General features: G+C 64.0%; 18 protein-coding genes. 10 read left to right on the top strand and 8 right to left on the bottom strand.

The features are described from left to right. The first annotated feature begins 17 nt into the window (after positions 1 to 17). The 3 genes from AC07UC_RS00900 to AC07UC_RS00890 all read left to right on the top strand — a co-directional run bounded on the left by AC07UC_RS00900 (position 18) and on the right by AC07UC_RS00890 (position 2608). Positions 18 to 266 carry a DUF6356 family protein gene (locus AC07UC_RS00900; RefSeq protein WP_140769888.1) on the top strand — a complete coding sequence of 83 codons (249 nt, stop codon included), beginning with the start codon at positions 18 to 20 and terminating at the stop codon, positions 264 to 266. A 15-nt stretch (positions 267 to 281) separates the two neighbouring features. Beyond that, the gene (locus AC07UC_RS00895; protein WP_494903478.1) at positions 282 to 1082 is read left to right on the top strand and encodes a class II glutamine amidotransferase; all 801 of its coding nucleotides are present in this window, start codon (positions 282 to 284) and stop codon (positions 1080 to 1082) included. A 152-nt stretch (positions 1083 to 1234) separates the two neighbouring features. After that, positions 1235 to 2608 carry an amidase gene (locus tag AC07UC_RS00890; protein ID WP_494903477.1) on the top strand — a complete coding sequence of 458 codons (1374 nt, stop codon included), beginning with the start codon at positions 1235 to 1237 and terminating at the stop codon, positions 2606 to 2608. Here AC07UC_RS00890 and AC07UC_RS00885 read toward each other — a convergent pair. Next, complete coding sequence (locus AC07UC_RS00885) at positions 2602 to 3675, bottom strand: NAD(P)/FAD-dependent oxidoreductase (RefSeq protein ID WP_494903475.1); 1074 nt, start codon at positions 3673 to 3675, stop codon at positions 2602 to 2604. The genes AC07UC_RS00890 and AC07UC_RS00885 overlap by 7 nt on opposite strands. Positions 3676 to 3903: 228 nt before the next feature. Between AC07UC_RS00885 and AC07UC_RS00880 the strand changes: the two genes are divergently transcribed. Then, entirely contained in the window at positions 3904 to 5496 is a 1593-nt protein-coding gene (locus tag AC07UC_RS00880) for a peptide chain release factor 3 (protein WP_056569618.1), read from the top strand. A gap of 52 nt (positions 5497 to 5548) precedes the next feature. Here the strand turns inward: AC07UC_RS00880 and AC07UC_RS00875 are convergent, their stop codons facing one another. Beyond that, the gene (locus AC07UC_RS00875; RefSeq protein ID WP_494903473.1) at positions 5549 to 6016 is read right to left on the bottom strand and encodes a VOC family protein; all 468 of its coding nucleotides are present in this window, start codon (positions 6014 to 6016) and stop codon (positions 5549 to 5551) included. 265 nt (positions 6017 to 6281) lie between these two features. Here AC07UC_RS00875 and ilvD point away from each other — a divergent pair, with 265 nt between their 5' ends. Further along, on the top strand, positions 6282 to 8126 hold the full coding sequence (gene ilvD / locus AC07UC_RS00870; RefSeq protein ID WP_140769879.1) for a dihydroxy-acid dehydratase: 1845 nt from the start codon (positions 6282 to 6284) through the stop codon (positions 8124 to 8126). 163 nt (positions 8127 to 8289) lie between these two features. On the opposite strand, the gene AC07UC_RS00865 is transcribed toward ilvD, so the two are convergent. Further along, positions 8290 to 10044 (bottom strand): ABC transporter ATP-binding protein, encoded by a 1755-nt coding sequence (locus AC07UC_RS00865; RefSeq protein ID WP_494908872.1) that lies wholly within the window; start codon positions 10042 to 10044, stop codon positions 8290 to 8292. Positions 10045 to 10250: 206 nt separating this feature from the next. Here AC07UC_RS00865 and AC07UC_RS00860 point away from each other — a divergent pair, with 206 nt between their 5' ends. The 3 genes from AC07UC_RS00860 to AC07UC_RS00850 all read left to right on the top strand — a co-directional run bounded on the left by AC07UC_RS00860 (position 10251) and on the right by AC07UC_RS00850 (position 12928). After that, complete coding sequence (locus AC07UC_RS00860; RefSeq protein ID WP_494903471.1) at positions 10251 to 11531, top strand: amidohydrolase family protein; 1281 nt, start codon at positions 10251 to 10253, stop codon at positions 11529 to 11531. An 88-nt stretch (positions 11532 to 11619) separates the two neighbouring features. After that, positions 11620 to 11880, top strand: coding sequence for a hypothetical protein (locus tag AC07UC_RS00855; RefSeq protein ID WP_494903470.1), 261 nt, complete (start codon positions 11620 to 11622; stop codon positions 11878 to 11880). Positions 11881 to 12004: 124 nt separating this feature from the next. Beyond that, positions 12005 to 12928 (top strand): DMT family transporter, encoded by a 924-nt coding sequence (locus AC07UC_RS00850; protein WP_494903469.1) that lies wholly within the window; start codon positions 12005 to 12007, stop codon positions 12926 to 12928. Between the two features lie 45 nt (positions 12929 to 12973). Here the strand turns inward: AC07UC_RS00850 and AC07UC_RS00845 are convergent, their stop codons facing one another. Further along, positions 12974 to 13876, bottom strand: a complete 903-nt coding sequence (locus AC07UC_RS00845) for a phosphotransferase family protein (protein WP_140769871.1) — start codon at positions 13874 to 13876, stop codon at positions 12974 to 12976. A gap of 105 nt (positions 13877 to 13981) precedes the next feature. Between AC07UC_RS00845 and AC07UC_RS00840 the strand changes: the two genes are divergently transcribed. Continuing rightward, entirely contained in the window at positions 13982 to 14614 is a 633-nt protein-coding gene (locus AC07UC_RS00840) for a class I SAM-dependent DNA methyltransferase (protein ID WP_494903467.1), read from the top strand. A 99-nt stretch (positions 14615 to 14713) separates the two neighbouring features. Here the strand turns inward: AC07UC_RS00840 and AC07UC_RS00835 are convergent, their stop codons facing one another. Both AC07UC_RS00835 and AC07UC_RS00830 read right to left on the bottom strand, forming a co-directional pair. Next, positions 14714 to 17155 carry a GcvT family protein gene (locus AC07UC_RS00835; protein WP_494903466.1) on the bottom strand — a complete coding sequence of 814 codons (2442 nt, stop codon included), beginning with the start codon at positions 17153 to 17155 and terminating at the stop codon, positions 14714 to 14716. Further along, positions 17152 to 18039: a phosphotransferase family protein gene (locus AC07UC_RS00830; RefSeq protein WP_140769865.1), complete on the bottom strand. Its 888-nt coding sequence runs from the start codon at positions 18037 to 18039 to the stop codon at positions 17152 to 17154. Before AC07UC_RS00830 ends, AC07UC_RS00835 begins: the two co-directional genes overlap by 4 nt. 410 nt (positions 18040 to 18449) lie before the next feature. On the opposite strand from AC07UC_RS00830, the gene AC07UC_RS00825 reads away from it, so the two are divergent. Continuing rightward, a complete protein-coding gene (locus AC07UC_RS00825; protein WP_494903465.1) occupies positions 18450 to 19226 on the top strand; it encodes a DeoR/GlpR family DNA-binding transcription regulator in 777 nt (258 codons plus the stop codon). On the opposite strand, the gene AC07UC_RS00820 is transcribed toward AC07UC_RS00825, so the two are convergent. Both AC07UC_RS00820 and AC07UC_RS00815 read right to left on the bottom strand, forming a co-directional pair. Then, a complete protein-coding gene (locus AC07UC_RS00820; protein ID WP_494903464.1) occupies positions 19223 to 20122 on the bottom strand; it encodes an NAD(P)/FAD-dependent oxidoreductase in 900 nt (299 codons plus the stop codon). The two genes, AC07UC_RS00825 and AC07UC_RS00820, sit on opposite strands and share 4 nt — an antisense overlap. Beyond that, positions 20112 to 20561 carry an RrF2 family transcriptional regulator gene (locus AC07UC_RS00815; RefSeq protein WP_494903462.1) on the bottom strand — a complete coding sequence of 150 codons (450 nt, stop codon included), beginning with the start codon at positions 20559 to 20561 and terminating at the stop codon, positions 20112 to 20114. The genes AC07UC_RS00820 and AC07UC_RS00815 overlap by 11 nt, the downstream gene beginning before the upstream one ends. Between the last annotated feature and the right edge of the window lie 69 nt (positions 20562 to 20630).

The following is a 20630-nucleotide window of genomic DNA, read 5'->3' as shown; positions in this document are numbered from 1 at the left end:
CGCTGAAGGGGACCAGCATGTCAGTCGCAAGCATCTTCACCTCTCATCCGGCCAAGGTTGGCGAGACCTATTTCGGCCATATGGCCTTCGCTGCCTGGTTTTCGTCGCGTTTGCTGATGGCGGCGGGTGCCGCGCTCGTTCACGCTTTCTTGCCATTTCTCTTCGAGACTACCGCCAGCCGAATCGTCCGTGAGCTTTACGAGCGGACGCACAACAGAGGCACACACGCGACCAAGGAGCCCGCGGCTCTTCCGGATCGCGCCTAGAGGACGACAGAAGCGATGTGCCGTTGGGCGGCCTATCTCGGTGAAGCGGTCTTTCTCGAAGATATCCTCACGGCGCCCTGTCACTCGCTGATCGCCCAGAGCCATTGCGCCCAGGAGGCGAAGTCACCGACCAATGGCGACGGCTTTGGCCTTGCCTGGTACGGCGACCGTCCGGAACCCGGCCTCTACCGCGACATCCTGCCGGCCTGGTCCGATCCCAATCTGAAGAGCCTGTGCCGGCAGATCAAATCCGGCCTGTTCCTCGCCCATGTGCGGGCCTCGACTGGCGGCGCGACCAGCCGCATGAACTGCCATCCCTTCATCTCCGGCCGCTGGTCGTTCATGCATAACGGCCAGATAGGCGGTTTCGAGAAAATCCGTCGCGCGCTGGAGAATTCACTGTCCGACGCCGTCTTCGACCAGCGCGAAGGCACCACCGATTCCGAACTCTTTTTTCTCCTTATGATCGACGAAGGATTGGCCGGCGACCCGCAGGGTGCGGTGTCACGCGCCACCAGCCGGGTTCTCGAAGCCTCGCGCCGCGCCGGCCTCGAACCGGCACTGAAACTCACCGCCGCCTTCTCGGACGGGGAGGCGCTGCACGCGGTTCGATATGCCACCGATGCGCATGCGCCGACACTCTACACCTCTACCCTGCGCAAGGGCGGCGGCCGCTGCATCGTCTCCGAGCCTTTCGATCGCGAAGGCGGCGACTGGCAGGCGATCCCGCCGTCGAGCTTCGTCACCATGACTGGGGACGGCATCAGCATTCGGCCATTCGCGCCGACGGCGGCGAGGCTGGCGCTGGCAGGGTAATCTAAGTCGGAAACGCCGCAGGCCAGCGCCCCCTCAATTGGCCTCGGCACAATTCCGATCAAACGGAGCCAAGCTCCGAATGCTCAACTCCGCTTGAAGTCGTATCGCTGTCCGCCATTTTCCAGGCAAGCGGCCAAGCCGGAGCATTCGCCATGGACGTCGCCTTCTCCTCAATCGTCGACCTCGCCGCCGCCATTGCCCAACGCAAGATCTCCGCTGTCGAAGCGCTCGACGCCCATCTGGCGCGGATCGATTGCCACAACCAAGGCATCAACGCCGTCATTTCGCTCGACAGGGAAGGCGCTCGCGAACGCGCCAAAAACGCCGACGCGGCGCTTGCACGCGGCGAGGCGCTCGGGCCATTGCATGGCGTTCCCTTCACCCTGAAGGACACGCACGACACCGCAGACCTGAAAACCACTGCCGGCTTTCCGGCCTTCGCCGACCATGTCGCCAGCCACGACAGCCCGGTGGTTGCGAGGCTGAAGGCCGCCGGCGGCGTGCTGATGGCCAAGACCAATGTCGCGACCATGCTTTCCGACTGGCAGTCGAACAATCCGCTGTTCGGCCGCACCAACAATCCGTGGAACCCTGAGCGCACCGCCGGCGGCTCCAGCGGCGGCGCCGCGGCAGCGGTCGCCGCCGGGATGACACCATTCGATGTCGGCACCGACATGCAGGATTCGATCCGCCTGCCTGCCGCCTTGTGCGGTGTCTATGGGCTGAAGCCGACGGAACATCGCGTCTCGCTGGCCGGTGCCTTCCCGGACCCGGGCGGCACGGCGCGCAGCGTGCGGCTGATGTCCTGCCTCGGACCGCTGGCGCGTAGCGTGGGCGATTTGTCGTTGATCCATCGCATCATCGCCGGGCCGGACGGGCGTGATACCGATCTTGCGCCGGTGCCGGTCGAGGCCATGCCGAAGCTCGACTTCAAGGCACTACGCATCGCCTTCGCGCCGTCCTTTCGCGGCTTCCCGGTGGCGGCGGACATCAGTGCGGCGGTCGAAGATCTCGCCGGGAATCTGCGCTCGGCCGGGGCGACCGTGGAGGAAGCGAAACTGCCCAGGCTCGACCTGCACGACGATCTGGCGCAAGGCGGCGCACTGATCGGCATGATGCTGGAAGCTGCCCAACCCCTGTCCCCGGCGCAGCCGACATCGGTTTCGCGCTGGTTCGAGGCGCTCGCCCGCCGCGACAAATCCATTCTCGCCTGGGACCGGTTCTTCGATGACTGGGATGCGCTGCTCTGCCCTGTCGCCATGACCACCGCCTTCCCGCATTGCGAGCCGGGCAAGGCGATCAAGGTCGACGGTCGGGAACAGAGCTACTGGATGCTGCCGGCCTACGGCGCTGTCTTCAACTACAGCGGCCATCCGGCGATTTCGATGCCGTATGGTGCAGATCCCGACGGCCTGCCGATCGGCCTGCAACTGGTCGGCAAACGCTGGTCGGAATCCCAGCTGCTTGGTATTGCGGCGACGATCGAGCCGCTCATCGGCGGCTTCCGCCGTCCGCCGGGCTACTGAGCGAAACGCGACAATCCGTAGGGCGCCAGCAGCGTGTCGCGCTCGCCGTCGAGGATTTCCCGCGCAGCGAACAGGCCGACGGCCGGCGCCAGCGTGATGCCGGAATGCATGACGGTAACATACAGGCCGTCCATGCTCTCCGCGCGACCGATGATCGGAAAGCCGTCGATCGGCGTCGGCCGGTAGCCGACCGTGTGGAAATCGAGCTCCAGATCCACGGCGCCGCGCAACGCTGCCTTCGCTACTGCAAACAATTCGCGCGCCGTGGCGGCGGGGTCATCGCCTGGGTCGCCGCCGGCGAAATCCGAGCCGGCGATGATGCGGCCTTCGGCCGTCTGGCGCATATGCAACTTCTCGTCGTGCACCAGGCCGTTGAGCAGCTTTTTGTGTGGCCGCGAATGGACAATCAGGCCAGGCGGCGTCTCGATCGGCAGGCTGATCCCCGCCGTCGCGGCAATATCCGGAGCGCCGACGCCGGCGGCGATCACCACTTCGTCGGCGGCAATCAGCCCATGCGATGTGTCCACGCCGGTAATCCGGCCATTGGTCTGGGCCAGCGCCGAAACCGTGCTGGCAATGACCCGTGTGCCATGCCGTTCGGCATCGGCCAGCAGGGCCCTGGCCGTCGCAACCGGCTCGGCCACGCCTTCTTCCGCGACATAGACGGCGAATTCAGGGGGCTCGACGAGGTTGGGCTCGATTTGCGCCGCCCGCTTCGCATCAACGCGTTCGATGCCGTAGCCCCATGAAGAGTGTTCGGCCGCGTAGGCTTCGAGCCGGTCGGCCGGCAGGTCCCAGCACAGGCCACCGCACCAGGCGAGCGGAAGCCCGGGCAGCTCATTTGCCAGCCGTTTCCACTCGGCCATGGCGCGGATGCGCAGCCGGAAGTAGATTTCGGGGTTGCCCCAGCTGGCATTGATCCAGGCAAAGGAATTGGGCGTCGCGACGCCACCTGCGCCGCTTTCGGAAACGACCGTCACCTGTGCACCGGCCTTGGTCAGGTGCCAGGCGATCGAAGCACCGATGATGCCGGCGCCGATGACGATGACTTGTTTCGCCGCTGCCATGCTCGCTCCTCTGTCTCATGATTCCAACGGATGTTTATCCAAGTGGCATTCCTGTAGCCGCTTGCCAATGTCGAAATGTCCGGCTCTCGGCCAGTGTGGAGCAGGGACGGTCGAATTGCGGATCTGGACAGCGAGACGGCATCCGGCGGCGTCAGCGCCGCCCGGACCGGTCGACAGCCCGGCACTGCGCTGCTAGAAGCCCGGCCTGTCACACGGAAATCCCAGAGAATGCCCGAAACAATACCAGAGGAAGTGGCGCGCCGCCGCACCTTCGCGATCATCGCCCACCCCGACGCCGGCAAGACGACGCTCACCGAAAAGCTGCTGCTGTTCGGCGGCGCCATCCAGCTTGCCGGCGAGGTCAAGGCCAAGAAGGACCGCATCCAGACCCGGTCCGACTGGATGAAGATAGAGCGCGAGCGCGGCATTTCGGTCGTCACCTCGGTGATGACGTTCGAATATGAGGACAATGTCTTCAACCTCCTGGACACGCCCGGCCACGAGGATTTCGCCGACGACACCTATCGCACGCTGTCGGCGGTCGACTCGGCCGTCATGGTCATCGACGCCGCCAAGGGCATCGAGCCGCGCACGCTGAAACTGTTCGAAGTCTGCCGGCTGCGCGACATCCCGATCATCACCTTCGTCAACAAGATGGACCGCGAAAGCCGCGACCCTTTCGAGATTTTGGACGAGATCGAACAGAAGCTGGCGCTGGACACTGCCCCCATCACCTGGCCGATCGGCCGCGGCAAGACGTTCTCCGGTACCTATCACCTGGCGTTGAACGCGGTGCGCAAGGGCGACGACGAGAAGGAACGCACGCCGGTCAACGGTCCCGATTCCAACCGCGTCGCCGGCCTGCTGCCCGAAAACGAGCGCGAGGCCTTCATCGAGGAGCTGGAGCTCGCGCGAGAAGCGTGCAGACCCCTTGATATCGATGCCTTCCGCGAGGGCCATCTGACGCCGGTCTATTTCGGCTCGGCGCTGCGCAACTACGGTGTTCGCGACCTGATCGAGGCGCTCGGCGCCTTCGGCCCGCCGCCGCGCGCGCAGGATGCCGATACGCGTACCGTCGAGGCGACCGAGGACAAGATGACCTCCTTCGTCTTCAAGATCCAGGCCAACATGGACCCCAATCACCGCGACCGCATCGCTTTCGTTCGCGTCTGCTCGGGCAAGCTCGAGCGCGGCATGAAGGCCAAGCTGGTGCGCACGGGAAAGCCGATGTCCCTGTCCGCGCCGCAATTCTTCTTTGCCCGCACCCGCGTGACGGCGGACGAAGCCTTTGCCGGCGACGTCGTCGGCATCCCCAATCACGGCACGCTGCGCATCGGCGATACGCTGACCGAAGGCGAGGAAATACTGTTCCGCGGCGTGCCGAATTTCGCGCCGGAGATCCTGCGCCGCGTCCGCCTCGGCGACGCGATGAAGGCGAAGAAACTCAAGGAAGCGCTGCACCAGATGGCCGAAGAAGGCGTCGTGCAGCTGTTCTCGCCCGAGGACGGCTCGCCGGCCATCGTCGGCGTTGTCGGCGCGCTGCAGCTGGACGTGTTGAAGGAGCGGCTGAATTTCGAATACACACTGCCTGTCGAATTCGAGATGTCGCGCTTTTCCGTCTGCCGCTGGATATCGGCCGACGACAAGGCGGAGGTCTTGCGCTTCATCGAGGCGCATCGCGGCGACATTGCCCGCGACCTCGACAACGATCCGGTGTTCCTCGCCCAGCACGCCTTCTCGCTGAACTACGAAGCGGAACGCTGGAAGGCGATCCGCTTCGCCACGATCAAGGACTACCAGGTCCGCGACAAGGCGGCGTGAGCTGCGGTTTCTTCCTTCTCCCCTTGTGGGAGAAGGGAAGATCGCGCAGTGCTTAACCTTTGGCCGCCGCTTCGATCTTGGCGATGTCGATCTTGCCCATCTGCATCATCGCCGACATCACCCGCCCGGCCTTGGCCCTGTCCGGATCCAGAAGCAGCCTCGGCAATTGCTCCGGCACGACCTGCCAGGAGACGCCGAACTTGTCTTTCAGCCAGCTGCAGACGCCCGGCTCGCCACCTTCCGTGAGCTTTTCCCAGAAATAATCCACCTCTTCCTGCGTCTTGCAGTCGATCGACTGTGACATCGCCTCGTTGAACTTGAAGTTCGGGCCGCCATTGAGCGCCTGGAACGGCACGCCGTCGAGCTCGAACGTGGTCATCAGCACTTTGCCCTCACTGGCGTGTCCCTTGGGCCAGCGCAGAACGCTCAGCACCTTCGAATTCTTGAAGATGGAGACATAGTGGTTCATCGCCTCTTCTGCATGGCCGTCAAACCAAAGGCAGGTGGTGATCTTTTGCATGTCGCGCTCCTCGCTTGCTCTTGCTGCTACTGTGAAACGGCTGACCCCGAGAATGGTGCCATTTCCGTGCCGTCTGCCCAAGGACGGCCGCGCGCCGCGCAATCCGACAGCGGCGTGCGATTTTTCCTGGTCTCTCGTTCTTCGGCGGAATCTGGCGCATCGCAAAAATGTGGCCAGACCAAGCTCTGGCGTCTATAACGCCTGCGATCCAAATTCAGCTCCGCCGCGCCATGCCTTGGCCGCGGCCAGCCACCAAGGAAAAAACATGCCTGCCTATCGCTCCCGCACCACCACCCATGGCCGCAACATGGCCGGCGCCCGCGGCCTGTGGCGCGCCACCGGCATGAAGGACTCGGATTTCGGCAAGCCGATCATCGCTGTGGTCAATTCCTTCACCCAGTTCGTGCCGGGCCATGTCCATCTGAAGGACCTCGGCCAGTTGGTCGCGCGCGAGATCGAGAAGGCCGGCGGCGTCGCCAAGGAGTTCAACACCATCGCCGTCGATGACGGCATCGCCATGGGCCATGACGGCATGCTCTATTCGCTGCCGTCGCGCGAATTGATCGCCGATTCCGTCGAATACATGGTCAACGCCCACTGCGCCGACGCCATGGTCTGCATCTCCAATTGCGACAAGATCACTCCCGGCATGCTGATGGCCTCGCTGCGCCTCAACATCCCGACCGTGTTCGTCTCGGGCGGACCGATGGAAGCCGGCAAGGTGGTGCTGGCTGGCAAGACGCAGGCGCTCGACCTGGTCGACGCCATGGTCGCGGCCGCCGACGACAAGATCTCCGACGAGGACGTCAAGGTCATCGAGCGCTCGGCTTGCCCGACCTGCGGCTCCTGCTCGGGCATGTTCACCGCCAATTCGATGAATTGCCTGACCGAGGCGCTCGGCCTGTCGCTGCCGGGCAACGGCTCGACGTTGGCGACGCATGCCGACCGCAAGCGCCTGTTCGTCGAAGCCGGCCATCTCGTCGTCGATCTCGCCCAGCGCTATTACGAACAGGATGACGAGACGGCGCTGCCGCGCAGCATCGCCTCGAAGGGCGCCTTCGAGAACGCCATGACGCTCGACATTGCCATGGGCGGTTCGACCAACACGGTGCTGCACATCCTGGCCGCGGCCCATGAGGGCGAGGTCGACTTCACCATGGAGGATATCGACCGGCTGTCGCGGCGGGTTCCTGTGCTCTGCAAGGTGGCCCCGGCAAAGTCCGACGTGCATATGGAAGACGTCCACCGCGCCGGCGGCATCATGGCCATCCTTGGCCAACTCGACGAAGCAGGGCTGATCAACCGCGACCTGCCGACGGTGCATACGGCCAGCCTCGGCGAGGCGCTCGACCATTGGGATATTTCGCGCACCTCCAGCCAGAATGTCCGCGACTTCTTCCTCGCCGCGCCCGGCGGCGTGCCGACGCAGGTCGCCTTCAGCCAGGACCGGCGCTGGGACGAGCTCGACACCAACCGTGAGACGGGCGTCATCCGTTCCGCAAAGACGCCGTTTTCGAAGGATGGCGGTCTTGCCGTGCTGAAAGGCAATCTGGCGCTCGATGGTTGCATCGTGAAAACGGCGGGCGTCGATGAGTCGATCCTGAAATTCACCGGCCCGGCGCGCGTGTTCGAAAGCCAGGACGCTTCGGTCAAGGCAATCTTGTCCAACGAGATCAAGGCCGGCGATGTCGTCGTCATCCGCTATGAGGGACCGCGCGGCGGTCCCGGCATGCAGGAAATGCTCTATCCGACCAGCTATCTGAAGTCGAAGGGCCTCGGCAAGGCCTGCGCGCTGGTCACCGATGGCCGCTTCTCCGGCGGCACGTCGGGCCTGTCGATCGGCCATGTCTCGCCCGAAGCCGCCGAAGGCGGCACGATCGGGTTGGTCAGGGAAGGGGATACGATCGAGATCGACATTCCCAACCGCACCATCCGCCTGGCCGTCAGCGATGCCGAGCTTGAGGCACGGCGCGCGGCGATGGCGGCCAAGGGCGCCTTGGCCTGGAAGCCGGAGGAAAAGCGCAAGCGCAAGGTGACGACCGCGCTGCGCGCCTACGCCGCCTTCGCCACCAGCGCCGACAAGGGCGCGGTGCGGCACGTGCCGGAGTAAGGGTTTCTTCCTTCTCCCCTTGTGGGAGAAGGTGTCGCCGCAGGCGACGGATGAGGGGTGTCCAGGGAACGCCAACGTCTCACTCCGATGGAACACCCTCATCCGTCTTGCCGCTTCGCGGCAATCCACCTTCTCCCACAAGGGGAGAAGGAAAGGCGCCGCGCTACGGCATCAGCTGATACTCATAGAGCTTCTGGTAAAGCCCGCCCTGCTTGAGCAGCGCACGATGTGGCCCGCTCTCCACCACCTTGCCGGCTTCCAGCACAACGATCGTGTCGGCCTGGTGCACGGTGGACAGGCGGTGCGCGATGACGATCGTTGTGCGCCCTTCGGTCAGTTGCTGCAGTGCGTCGCGGAACAGCGCTTCGGATTCGGCGTCGAGCGCGCTGGTCGCCTCGTCGAGCAGCAGGATCTCGGCATTGCGCAGCATGGCGCGTGCGATCGAGATGCGTTGGCGCTGGCCGCCCGACAACAGGCCGCCATTCTCGCCGACATCGGTCTCATAGCCTTTCGCCTGCGCCATGATGAAGTCATGCGCGTTGGCGGCCTTGGCGGCGGCGATCACTTCGTCGTCGGTCGCGCCCTCTCGCCCGAGCCGGATGTTGTGCATGATCGTGCCGGCAAACAGGAACGTGTCCTGGCTGACATAGGCGATCTTTTCCCTGAGCGAGGCGAGCGTCGCATGCGAAATATCCTGGCCGTCGAGCAGGACCTTGCCGCTCTTCGGGTCGTACATGCGCATGATCAGGTTCAGGATCGTCGATTTGCCGCCGCCTGAGGGGCCGACCAGCGCCGTCATCTTGCCCGCTGAAAGGGTCAGGTCGAATCCGTCGAGCACTGGCGGACCGTTCTGATAGGCGAAGTTGACGGCGTCGAACCGGATCTCGCCTGGTCCGGCCCGAAGCGGCCGCGCGTCCGGTTTCTCGGCCAGGGTCAGCGGCTCGTCGGCGAGCTGGAACATCATGCGCACGCCGACAATGCCGCTTTCCAGCGAGATGCGCACGCGCGCAAGTCGCTTTGCCGGCTCATAGGCAAGCAGCAGCGCCGCGATGAAGGCCATGATGTTGCCAGGCATCTGGCCGCCCTGCAGGACCAGGAGGCCGCTGACCATGACGGCGCCGGCGATCGCCAGTCCAGCCAGCGTCTCCATCACCGGGCTGGTGACCGCTTCCAGCGCGGCGATGTTGTTGGCCCGATCCTCGACGTCCGCCACCGCCTTGTACATGCGCTTGCGCATCAGGCTTTCGAGGTTGAAGGATTTGACGACGCGCACGCCGATCGCGGTTTCCTGCATTACCTGGATGATCTGGCCGACCGAGCGGAACTCCATGGCGGCGAACTTGCGCACACGCTTCAGGATGCGATTGACGCCGTAGATGGCCAGCGGACCGACGACGAAGCAGATCAGCGACAGTGCCGGCTGCTGCCAGATCATGACGCCAATCAAGGCGAGCAGGGTCACCAGATCGCGGACATAGGAAGTGACGATCAGGTCGAGCACGTTGCGTGCCGCCTGGGCATTGTTGGTCATGCGGGTGATCAGGTCCGATGACGAGGTCGAATGGTAGAATTCGATGCCTTGCGCCAGGATGCGGTCGTAGATCTTGCGCTGCCGGTCGGCGATGATGGCATTGCCGACCCGGCTCATGAAGTAGGCCTGGACGAAATTGGCGAGGCCCTTGAGGATGAAAATCCCGGCGACCGCGCCGGCAATCATGTTGACACGGTCGATCCGCTTGTCGATCACGAATTCATTGGTGATTTCGCGCAGGATCCAGGCGCTGGCAGCCGTCATGCCGGCCACCACCAGCATCGACAGGATGGCGGCGCCGTATCCGAACTTATGCTGCCCGAAGGACTCTTTGACCAACCGCACGATAAGGCGCTGGTTCTCTACCGAGCGTTCGTCGCGTTTCAGGAACGGCAAGTTCAAGTTCACACGAGACTTCCATGGTTTGCGACTTGTGGCCTTGAGTCCGAAGCCGATCGCTGCGTGGACGAAAGGCGGCTTATAGAGGGAGTTGTCGCCGGAGGAAACCTTTCGCGGTCGCCGAAAGAAACGGCTGCGGCAAGCTGTCTTTTGCGCCACCATGGCTGGGTGATTCTGGAATAGGATGACGGCAGATGGATTTCGACCTTATCGTTCGTGGCGGCACGCTGCCGGATGGCGGGATTGCCGATATCGGCATCAGCGGCGAGACGATCGCGGCGATCGAGCCGAAACTGCAAGGTTCCGCCCGGACCGAGGTCGACGCCCGCGGCAATCTGGTCTCGCCGCCCTTCATCGATCCGCATTTTCATATGGATGCCACGTTGTCCTACGGCATTCCGCGCATCAATGCCTCGGGCACGCTGCTAGAAGGTATTGCATTATGGGGTGAACTGAAGCCGTTGCTGACGCATGAGGCGGTGCGCGACCGGGCGCTCGCCTATTGCGACTGGGCGGTGTCGATGGGCCTGCTCGCCATCCGCACCCATGTCGATGTCTGCGATGACAGGCTGCTTGCGGTCGAGGCCTTGCTCGACGTCAAGAAAAAGATCGCCCCTTACATCGACCTGCAACTCGTGGCGTTTCCGCAGGATGGCTTTTACCGCTCGCCGAAGGCGCGCGAAAACACCATCCGCGCGCTGGACATGGGCGTCGACATCGTCGGCGGCATACCGCATTTCGAGCGCACCATGGCCGACGGCACGCGCTCGGTGACCGAGCTTTGCGAGATCGCGGCAAAACGCGGCCTGATGGTCGACCTGCATTGCGACGAGACCGACGACCCGCTGTCGCGCCACATCGAGCAGCTGGCCCATGAAACGCAGCGTCTGGGGCTGCAGGGCAGGGTGGCCGGCTCGCATCTCACCTCGATGCATTCGATGGACAACTACTACGTCTCGAAACTTCTGCCGCTGATCGCCGAGGCCGGCGTTTCCGCCATCCCCAACCCGCTGATCAACATCATGCTGCAAGGCCGTCACGACACCTTCCCGAAGCGCCGCGGGATGACCCGGGTCAAGGAAATGCAGGCGCTCGGCATCCGTGTCGGCTGGGGTCAGGATTGCGTGCTCGATCCCTGGTATTCGCTGGGCACCGCCGACATGCTCGATGTCGCCTTCATGGGCCTGCATGTCGCCCAGATGTCGAGCCCGGCCGACATGGCGCGCTGCTTCGACATGGTCACCAATGTCAACGCCGCCATCATGGGCTTGGATCATCTGGGCCTGGCCGTCGGCAAGCGCGCCAGCCTCGTCGTTCTCGACGCCGGCAATCCGATCGAGGCCCTGCGCCTGCGCGCCGAGCGCATTTGCGTCATCGCCAGCGGCAAGGTGGTGGCGGAACGGACAAGGCAGGATACCAGGCTTTCGATCACGGGCCGGCCGGCACTGGTTAACCGCAGGCATCAGGCCCAATAAGACGCCGGCATCTGCATCAAGCTTCGCTGCTTTGTCTGCCTGCGAATAAGTCTACAATGGCCCTCCACTTTTAATCGAGGAGGATTCCATGTGGCGCAAGACTGTGACGGCGATGGCGTTGACGGCGCTTTGCGCCGGCTGCACGGCGATGTCGGCGCAGGATCGACGCGCCGCCGACGAAGCCAAATGCCGGTCCTACGGTTTTCTCAAGAAGAATGACGCCTTCGCCGAATGCCTGCAGCGCATTGATCTCGATCGCCGCGCGGAGTTGAGAAGCACGCCGGCCTTTGATCCCTGGGACCGGCCGGTGATCTACCGGCCGATCATCGTCAGGCCGCAACCGAAGTAGGTTGGGGCGGGCCAGACCCAGCCGATTCCCGGTGCTGGCCTTGCCGATTTCCGGATTTCTCCTCGTCAAAGCGGCCGCTTCCGTTTACGACGCGGCCTTACGCGAGGGAGGAATCGGGATCGGCATGACGCAGCCCGTGGCGCAGAGTTCCACAATCAGGAACGTTCTTCTGGCCGGCATTCTGCTGATGCTGGCCGGCGATTTCATGTTTGCGCTGAACGATGCGATGGGCAAATGGCTGGTCGCAAGCTTCTCCGTCGGTCAGGTGGTGCTGATCCGCTCTATCGGCGCCTTCATCGTGCTCGGACCGATGATCGCCAACCAGGGCGCCGCAAAGCTTTTCCACTTGGAGCGGCCTATCCTCCAACTCCTGCGCGTGGTCGCGACCACGGCCGATACCGGGCTGTTCTACGCCGCGGTCGTCTATCTGCCGCTCGCCGACGTGATGAGCTTCTACATGGCCGGACCGATCTACGTCGCGGCGCTGTCGCACCTGCTGCTGGGCGAAAAGGTCGGCTGGCGGCGCTGGCTGGCGATCCTGGTCGGCTTCTGTGGCGTGCTCATCATCCTGAAGCCGTCCTCCGAGGCGTTCTCGCTATCCTCGGCCTTCGCCCTTGTCGGCAGCATCGCCTTTGCCTTCGCCATCATCCTCAACCGGCGTTTGCGCGGCACCAGCGATACCAACCTTGTGACATGGCAGACGATCGGCACGTTGCTGGTCGGCGGCGCGCTGACCATCGGCGCGTGGCGGACACCCTCGGCGCTCGATTTCGGCGCCATGCTCCTGCTTGGCATCGTCTCCTGTGCCGCTCATCTGATGATCACCAGGGCATTGAAGCTGGCGCCGGCCTCGACGCTGGCACCGCTGCACTACACGCTGCTGCTGTGGGCCGTGGTGTTCGGACTGATGTTCTTCGGTGACGTTCCCGGCCCACGCATCCTGATCGGCTCCGGCATCGTCGTCCTGGCCGGCATCTTCATTTTCCACCGCCAAAAGGTGGTCGACACCACCGTGCCGCCCGAAAACGTGCCGAAGGGCGTGAATTGACGCCTGCCGCCCAAAAGTGCGCAGCGTTTTGGAACGAGTGCGGGGCTAACCCCGGCGTATTGCCGCCAGATGCCGCGAAAATTCCGGCGTCTCCATCAACGCCTTGCAGCGCGCGAAGCGGCCGTCGGCATAGGCGCGGAAATCGTCGACGGGATTGTTGTTGGCAAGCTGGATCAGCCCCCACAGCGTCCATAGAAGATCGCACATCGCCTTGTAGATGACGATACGGCCGCGCTCCGCCGGCTTTGCTTCCCCGCCAAAATAGGCGCGCATCATCTCCTCGTCCTGCGCAGCGTCGAACTTGCCTTCGACACTGAGGTCGCCGAGGTCCCAGAGCGGGTCGTTCATCCCCGAATATTCCCAGTCGACGATCCACATCCGCTCGCCCGTATCGAGGAAGTTTTCGCACAGCGGATCGCAATGGCAGGCGACGAGCGGCAAGGGATGGCTGGCCAGTGCCGAGCGCACGCTCCCGGCCTCGCGCACCACATCATGATAGCCGGCGGGCAGGTCGACATCCTTGGTCGACAGGACCTTGAGATAGTCGTCGATCATCGCGAACAGTTCGAAGCGGAAAGGAAACACCGCACCGGACGCGTGCAGCTTGCGGAACGCTTCGCCGGCGCGGGCGGGGCTTCCCGGCCGTTCCCTGAATTTCTCCGGTGACATCGTTTCTGCACCGGCGATGAAGCGCGTCACCATCACACCGGTGCCGGCGTCGGCATGAAGCACTTCAGGGCTGACGCCGGCCTTTGCCGCCTCGCGCGCCGCCACCGCTTCGTTGGCGCGGTTGATGTATTCCTCGGTGCCCTTGCCCGGAATGCGCAGGCAGAAGTCGCCGGCCTTGAAGACGAGATTGGTGAGGCCGCCAAGCCGGTCGAGCGGTCCGGCATAGCCGGCCAGCGCCGGAATGGCGGCAAGTTTTGCCCGCGCCTCGTCTGTCACCATGCCTGCGCCCCCACGCGATTATTTCTCATCGCAACGGTTCCACAATTTTCGCCGTTTGGCTATCATCCGATCGTGGTGAGCGAGAGAGCGGCTGGCGGAACGACGATGGTGGACAGCAAACATCATGGTGCGCTCGGCGCTGCCTACGCGGCGAAGCGGCCAGAGGAAGTGGCCGCTCTCTATGACCGGTGGTCTCAGACCTATGACGCCGACATGTCAGCCGCCGGCTATCGCCATCCGACGATCTGCCTTGCCTTGCTCGCCCGCCATCTGCCGCGTGGCTCCGCACCGCTGCTCGATGCCGGCGCGGGCACCGGGCTCATCGGTGAATGGTTGAACATTGCTGGCTATCCCGAAGTCGAGGCGCTGGACATCTCGCAAGGCATGCTGGATCAGGCCGCCAGCAAGGGTGTCTATTCCGCGCTGCATTGCCTCGCGCTCGGCGGCAGGCTGCCCTTTGCCGACGATGCCTATGCCGGAATCGTTTCGGCCGGCGTCTTCACCTCGGGCCATGTCGGCGTCGAAGGGCTGGACGACCTGATCCGCATCTGCCGGCCCGGCGGGGTGATCGTGCTGACGGTCAAGAACACGCTGTGGGATCAGGGTTTTGCAGCGCGCATCGCCGAACTCGAGGCGCAAGGCATCGTCACCCGCGCCGAGGAGACGCGCCCTTACGTCTCCATGCCAGGCGAGGCCGACACCGTGCCCAGCCGAGGCCTCGTCCTGCGGGTAAACTGAAGTAATTCCAGCAAGAAAGAAGTGTATCGCTGTGTCCCCTTGGGGATTGCGTCACCACAAAGGAGCGATTCGGCGTTTCGGTGAAACGATGAACCGTATCTAGGCCTTTACCCTCTCCGCTGTCGGATCGTACATCGGCTCGAGATGGATCTTGGCCGGCGTCCGCTCCATCGCGACCACCAGTTCATAATCGCCCGAGGCGAGGAAATCGTCGCTCACCCCGTCGCCATTGCGCACATAGCCATAGCCGATATTCCTGCCGATCGTGTAGCCATAGCCGCCGCTGGTCAGGTAACCGACCGGCTCGCCATCGCGCAGGATGGTCTCCCGGCCGAGCAGCACGATCTCCGGATTGTCGACCGTGAAGCCGGCAAAGCGTTTCTTCAGAGGTGCCCCGCCGATCGTCTCCAGCGCGCGCCGCCCGACGAAATCGGTGTTCTTGCGCAGCTTGACCGCCCAGCCGAGCCCGGCTTCCTGCGGCGTGTCGTTGGGCGTGATGTCGGAGCCCCAGGCGCGGTAGCCCTTTTCCAGGCGCAGCGATTCCAGCGCCCGGTAGCCGACCGGGCGGATGCGGTGCTTCTCGCCCGCCGCCGTCAATGCGTCGAAGACTTCACCAGTGGCCGCGATCGGCACATGCAATTCCCAGCCGAGTTCGCCGACATAGGTGACGCGCAGCGCCCGCACCGTGTGGCCGGCAATGGCGATCTCGCGCACATGGCCGAACGGGAATGCCGCGTTCGACACATCGGCCTCGGTCACCGCGGAAAGCACATCGCGGGCGCGCGGTCCCATCAGCGACAGCGTGCCGAATTCCTCGGTGACATCGGTCAGTCCGGCATCGAGGCCCTCGCCGATATGGTCGCGGATCCAGGAGGCGTCATGCGTGCGGAAACCGGTGCCGGTGACGATGTAGAATCTGTCTTCGGCCAGCCGCGCCACGGTCAGGTCGGCTTCGATGCCGCCGCGCGTGTTGAGAAGTTGTGTGTAGGTCAGCCGGCCGACCGGCTTGCTGACATCGTTGGCGCAGATCCAGTCCAGCGCCTTGGCCGCGTCGGGTCCGCTGAGCTCGTATTTGGCGAAGGACGACTGGTCGAAGATGCCGACATGCTCGCGGACATGCCGGTGTTCGTCGCCGACCGCCGCGAACCAGTTCTGCCGGCCCATGGAATAGATGTCCCGCGGCTCGACATCCTCTGGGGCGAACCAGTTCGGCCGCTCCCAGCCGAGCTTGGAGCCGAACACAGCGCGCCGTTGCTTCAGCCTGTTGTAGAGCGGCGATATGATGCGCGGCCGGCCGCTGGCATATTCCTCGTGCGGGAAGCCGATCGTATAGTGCTTGCCATAGGCCTCCAGCGTGCGCTCGCACACCCATTGCCGGTCGCGGTGCAGGGCGGAAAAACGCCTGATGTCGACCACCCACAGGTCGAGCGGCGCCTCGCCGTCGACCACCCACTGCGCCAGCACCCAGCCGGCACCGCCGCCCGATGCGATGCCGAAGGCGTTGAAGCCGGCGCCGACGAACATGTTGGCGCATTCGGGTGCTGTGCCGAGAATGAAATTGCCGTCCGGCGTAAAGCTCTCCGGCCCGTTGATCATCTGCTTGACGCCGACGCTTTCCAGAGCCGGCACTCGCGCGATCGCCTGTGTCATGTGCTGTTCGAAATGGTCGTAATCGTCGTCGAACAGACGGAATTCCCAGTCGTTGGGCACATCGCCTGTCGTCCATGCCTGCGGGTTGGGCTCGTAGCCGCCCATCACCAGCCCGCCGACCTCCTCCTTGAAATAGGTGCGCCGGTCGGGGTCGCGCAGCGTCGGCGCGTCGGTCGCCAGTCCATCGATCTTCTCGGTGATGATGTATTGGTGCTTCACCGGCTGCAGCGGCACATTGATGCCGGCCATGGCGCCCACCTGCCGCGCCCATTGGCCGGCGCAGTTCACCACCTTGTCGCAGGCGATGTCGCCTTGATTGGTCTTAACGGCCGTGATGCGGCCGCCCTTCATCTCGAAGCCGGTGACGCGGACCTCCTCGAACAGCTTCGCGCCATGCATGCGCGCGCCCTTGGCCAGCGACTGCGTGATGTCGGAAGGGCTCGCCTGGCCGTCGGTCGGCAGCCAGGAGGCGCCGACGAGATCGTCGGTTTCCATCAGCGGCCACATCGCCTTGACCTCGGCCGGCGACAAAAGATGCATGTCCATGCCGAAGCTCTTCGCCGTCGTCGCCAGCCTTTTGTATTCGGTCCAGCGGTCTGCATTGGTGGCGAGCCGCAGGCAGCCGGTCATCTTCCAGCCGGTGGCAAGACCGGTTTCAGCCTCCAGTCCCTTGTAGAGGTCGACCGAATATTTGAGCACCCGGGTGATCGATGCCGACGAGCGCAATTGCCCGACCAGGCCGGCGGCGTGCCAGGTCGAGCCCGAGGTCAGCTTGCCCTGTTCGAGCAGCACGACGTCGGCCTTGTGGTCGCGCGCGAGATGATAGGCCGTCGAGCAGCCGATGATGCCGCCGCCGATGACGACGATGGCGGCCTGGCTGGGCAATGTCATGATTTCAGGATCCCGTATTTTGTCCGGTAGTTTTCAAGCGCCGCGTCGAGCCGCACCAGATTTTCCTCGGTGTAGGCGACATAGTCGATGCCTGGCGCGTCGAGATAGAGTTCCGACACCATGCTCCACATCGCCTCACGCAACAGCGAGGCGCATTGCATGGCGGCGTGCGAGCGGCGGATCGCCTCGTCCGGTTCCTTCATGAAATAGGCGGTCAGGAAGGCGAAGGATTCCTCGTCGCTCATGCCCGCATTCGAAGCGACGCCGGCAAGATCGAACATCGCCGTGTTGAAGCCGGCATATTCGAAATCGATCAGCCAAAGCCTGCTGCCGTCGTCGAGAATATTAGCCGGCAAAAGATCGTTGTGGCCGAAGACGATCGGCAGCAATTTCTGCGCCCGCTCCAACTCGTCTGCCAGCGTCAGCAGCCGTGGCAAGTCACCGCGCTTGCGGCTGCCGCCTTCCTCGAGCGTGCGCGCGTAGTCGCGAATGACGTGGAAGACCCAGAACATGAAGCCGGCGCCGGAAATATGGTTGGGCATCTCCCGGTGGAAGCCGCGCATCAAGGCCGCGACGCGGCCGAGATTGGTGCGCACGTCCTCGGCAAGATAGGTCCTGGCGCCAAGGAACGCCGTCACCATGATGCCCGGCTCGGCGTAATGGACCGCCGGTGCGAAACCGGCGGCATGGGCCGCCCGCGCGGTCATCACCTCACGTTCGCGGAAGACGTGGTGGAACGGGTAGTCCTGACCGAAGCGCACGACATGCCGTCCGGCACCGTCGCTGACCACATAATTGGCGTTGCTCAGGCCGCCGGGCAGCGGGGCGATCTCGACGGCGCCGGTCCAGCAGGGCAGGGCGCGGATGCGGTCTTCGGCAATCACGGGATCATCCCTGGTTTGCGGGGCTTCGACAAGGCGCCATGGACAGCGCAGCGACGGCGGGGAGAAGCGTAAATCTCGTCGGTGCGGGACGCCAGGATCGGTATCCCGCACCGCACCGACGAGCCCCTTGGCCAGGTTTTTGATCCCGGCATCCGCCCCCGCGGATCTGAAAATTCCTTGCGTCAGGCACGTTCAAGGCTGCCTGACCAGTGAGTTGCGGCTCTGCCATCGCCCTCCCGTTGCAGCTCCGAAACCTCTGTCGATGAGTGGATTTCACGCCAAGGTTGCCCGGTTGTCAACAAAAAGATGTGACTTTTTTTGGGTATTTTGCCCGAAACCAAGGGTCAGTCCCTTTAAAAGCGCTTGAATTACCTTAAAACCGGTCAAAAGCCTGAGCCCGGGAAAACCCAATGGTCCATTCCAAACGCCACGGCGAGATCCTTCGGCTGCTGCAGGAAGAGGGAACCGTCACCATCGCCAGCCTGGCCGACCGGCTGGGTGTTTCGCTCGAAACCGTGCGCCGCGACGTCAAGCCGCTCACCGCTGATGGCTCGGTGCTGAAGATGCATGGTGCGATCGGCCTGCCGTCGATGATCGGCGAAGCGCCGTTCGAGCGACGCATGCGCGAGAATGCCGATGCCAAGCGCGTCATTGCCCGCATGGTCGCCGCCACCATCCGCGATGGCGAGTCCATCATGCTCGATACCGGCACCACGACCTCGTTCCTGGCGCGGGAACTGCTAGGCCACCGGCGGCTGACGGTCGTCACCAATTCGTCTGACATCGCCCGCACGCTGGCCACGATCAACGGCAACAAGGTCTATATGGCCGGCGGCGAGCTGCGCAGCGATTCAGGGGCCGCGTTCGGGATTTCGGCCATCGAGTTCGTCAGCCGCTTCTCCGTCAGCCATGCCATCATCTCCACCGGTGCCGTCGATGCCGTTACCGGTGTCATGGACTACGATCTGGAAGAGGCTGAGTTCGCCCGCATGGTGCTGTCACGCGGCCAGCGCTCGCTCGTCGTCACCGATCACACGAAGTTCGGCCGCCAGGGCCTGGTCCAGGTCTGCGGCTTCGACGGTTTTTCCGAACTCGCCACCGACTGCGCGCCGCCGCACGATGTAGCCGCGGCGCTGGCGCAGGCGGGCGCGCGGCTCAGCATCGCCGGTGGCGAAGTCGCTTTTTAGCTGAACACCAAGGATTGGTGGGCGCACACGCCCGCGAAAGTCCCGCCCGATACGGCAAAGGCGATGTTGTGCATCGCGCGCGCCGCGTCGCCGGCAGCGTAGACGCCGGGGATCGTCGTCTGCTGCCGGTCATCGACCGTGATCACCGGGCCGAGGAAGCCGTCGGTGAAGCCGCAGCCGAGTTGTTCGGCAAGCGGGCTCGCCATCATGTTGCGCGGTGCGGTGAACATCGCCCTGACACCAACCTTTCGGCCGCTGTCGAGCTGGACGATCAGGCCGCCGGAGCCGTCCTCCCTGAGTTCGTTGACTGTCGCGGGTTCGAACCTGACACCCTTGGCCTCCATGGCCAGCATCTGCTCGGTGTCGGGCTCTATCTGGCCGTTGCCGAACAGCGTGACGTCACCCCAGTCGGTAATCAACTGCGCCTGATGCATGGACATCAGGCCGGTTGCGAGCACGCCAAGCGGCCCGCCGGAAACCTCGTAGCCATGGCAATAGGGGCAGTGCAGCACGGTCTTGCCCCATTGCCCGGCAAGCCCGGGAACCTCCGGCAGGATGTCGCGCACGCCGGTGGCCAGAACCAGTCGCGCGGCGCCGAATGTCTCGCCGCCATCGGTGGTGATCTCGAAATCACTGCTGCTGTCGGCAACGGCATTGTTTGCACGCGCCTGAACAAACCTGGCTGTCGGATAGGCAAGCAGTTGCCGCCTTGCATCATCGAGTATGGCGCTGGGTGTGCGTCCATCCTGGCCGAAAAAGCCATGCGAATGCGCGGCAAAGCGGTTGCGCGGCTGGCCGGCGTCGATCACCAGCACGTTGCGCCGGGCCCGCGCCGCCTGGATCGCGGCGGACAGGCCGGCAAAGCTGCCGCCGACGACGGCAAGATCATATTGCATGGCTGGAGACTCCAATGAGGTCGTAACGGCGGCGGAAATCGGCGGTCAGGTCGGCCAGCGTGATGCGGCTGAGCTTCTCCGCCAGCAGCTTCTCCGCCGCGACACGAAAATCATCGAGTACGGCGATCACCGCTTGCTCGACGAGACAGCCGGGGCTTTCCGGCTCGGTGCTGAACGGCAGCAGCGTCTCGCCAAGTGCTGCGCTGATCTCGGCCAGCGAGATGTCCTCGGGCGTGCGCCCGAGCAGCCAGCCGCCGCCATGCCCACGAGACGAGGTGACGATGCCGGCATCGCGCAAGCCGGCGATGGTCCGGCGCACCACCACCGGATTGGTGTGGATGAAGGTGGCAAGCTGCTCGGAGGTCAGCGCGTGCTCTGGCTTCTCGGCCATGTGGACGAGAATGTGCAGGGTTGAGGACAGTCGGCTGTTGCGTTTCATGTAACTTATTTAGTTACGATTGCGGCGATGTCAATCACGCCAACGCAATTTCTACCGTTCACGGCGGCG

Source organism: Mesorhizobium sp. GW821-FHT04C10, assembly GCF_059420305.1.
This window is presented reverse-complemented; position numbering and strand designations above follow the sequence as displayed.

Excerpts from the sequence above, each read along its gene's own strand:
- AC07UC_RS00850 (WP_494903469.1), top strand. The coding sequence starts at position 12,005 with ATGACGCAGCCCGTGGCGCAGAGTTCCACAATCAGGAACGTTCTTCTG.
- ilvD (WP_140769879.1), top strand. The coding sequence starts at position 6,282 with ATGCCTGCCTATCGCTCCCGCACCACCACCCATGGCCGCAACATGGCC.
- AC07UC_RS00890 (WP_494903477.1), top strand. The coding sequence starts at position 1,235 with ATGGACGTCGCCTTCTCCTCAATCGTCGACCTCGCCGCCGCCATTGCC.
- AC07UC_RS00885 (WP_494903475.1), bottom strand. The coding sequence starts at position 3,675 with ATGGCAGCGGCGAAACAAGTCATCGTCATCGGCGCCGGCATCATCGGT.
- AC07UC_RS00840 (WP_494903467.1), top strand. The coding sequence starts at position 13,982 with ATGGTGGACAGCAAACATCATGGTGCGCTCGGCGCTGCCTACGCGGCG.
- AC07UC_RS00900 (WP_140769888.1), top strand. The coding sequence starts at position 18 with ATGTCAGTCGCAAGCATCTTCACCTCTCATCCGGCCAAGGTTGGCGAG.
- AC07UC_RS00875 (WP_494903473.1), bottom strand. The coding sequence starts at position 6,016 with ATGCAAAAGATCACCACCTGCCTTTGGTTTGACGGCCATGCAGAAGAG.
- AC07UC_RS00895 (WP_494903478.1), top strand. The coding sequence starts at position 282 with ATGTGCCGTTGGGCGGCCTATCTCGGTGAAGCGGTCTTTCTCGAAGAT.
- AC07UC_RS00880 (WP_056569618.1), top strand. The coding sequence starts at position 3,904 with ATGCCCGAAACAATACCAGAGGAAGTGGCGCGCCGCCGCACCTTCGCG.
- AC07UC_RS00815 (WP_494903462.1), bottom strand. The coding sequence starts at position 20,561 with ATGAAACGCAACAGCCGACTGTCCTCAACCCTGCACATTCTCGTCCAC.
- AC07UC_RS00825 (WP_494903465.1), top strand. The coding sequence starts at position 18,450 with ATGGTCCATTCCAAACGCCACGGCGAGATCCTTCGGCTGCTGCAGGAA.
- AC07UC_RS00835 (WP_494903466.1), bottom strand. The coding sequence starts at position 17,155 with ATGACATTGCCCAGCCAGGCCGCCATCGTCGTCATCGGCGGCGGCATC.
- AC07UC_RS00860 (WP_494903471.1), top strand. The coding sequence starts at position 10,251 with ATGGATTTCGACCTTATCGTTCGTGGCGGCACGCTGCCGGATGGCGGG.
- AC07UC_RS00845 (WP_140769871.1), bottom strand. The coding sequence starts at position 13,876 with ATGGTGACAGACGAGGCGCGGGCAAAACTTGCCGCCATTCCGGCGCTG.
- AC07UC_RS00855 (WP_494903470.1), top strand. The coding sequence starts at position 11,620 with ATGTGGCGCAAGACTGTGACGGCGATGGCGTTGACGGCGCTTTGCGCC.
- AC07UC_RS00820 (WP_494903464.1), bottom strand. The coding sequence starts at position 20,122 with ATGCAATATGATCTTGCCGTCGTCGGCGGCAGCTTTGCCGGCCTGTCC.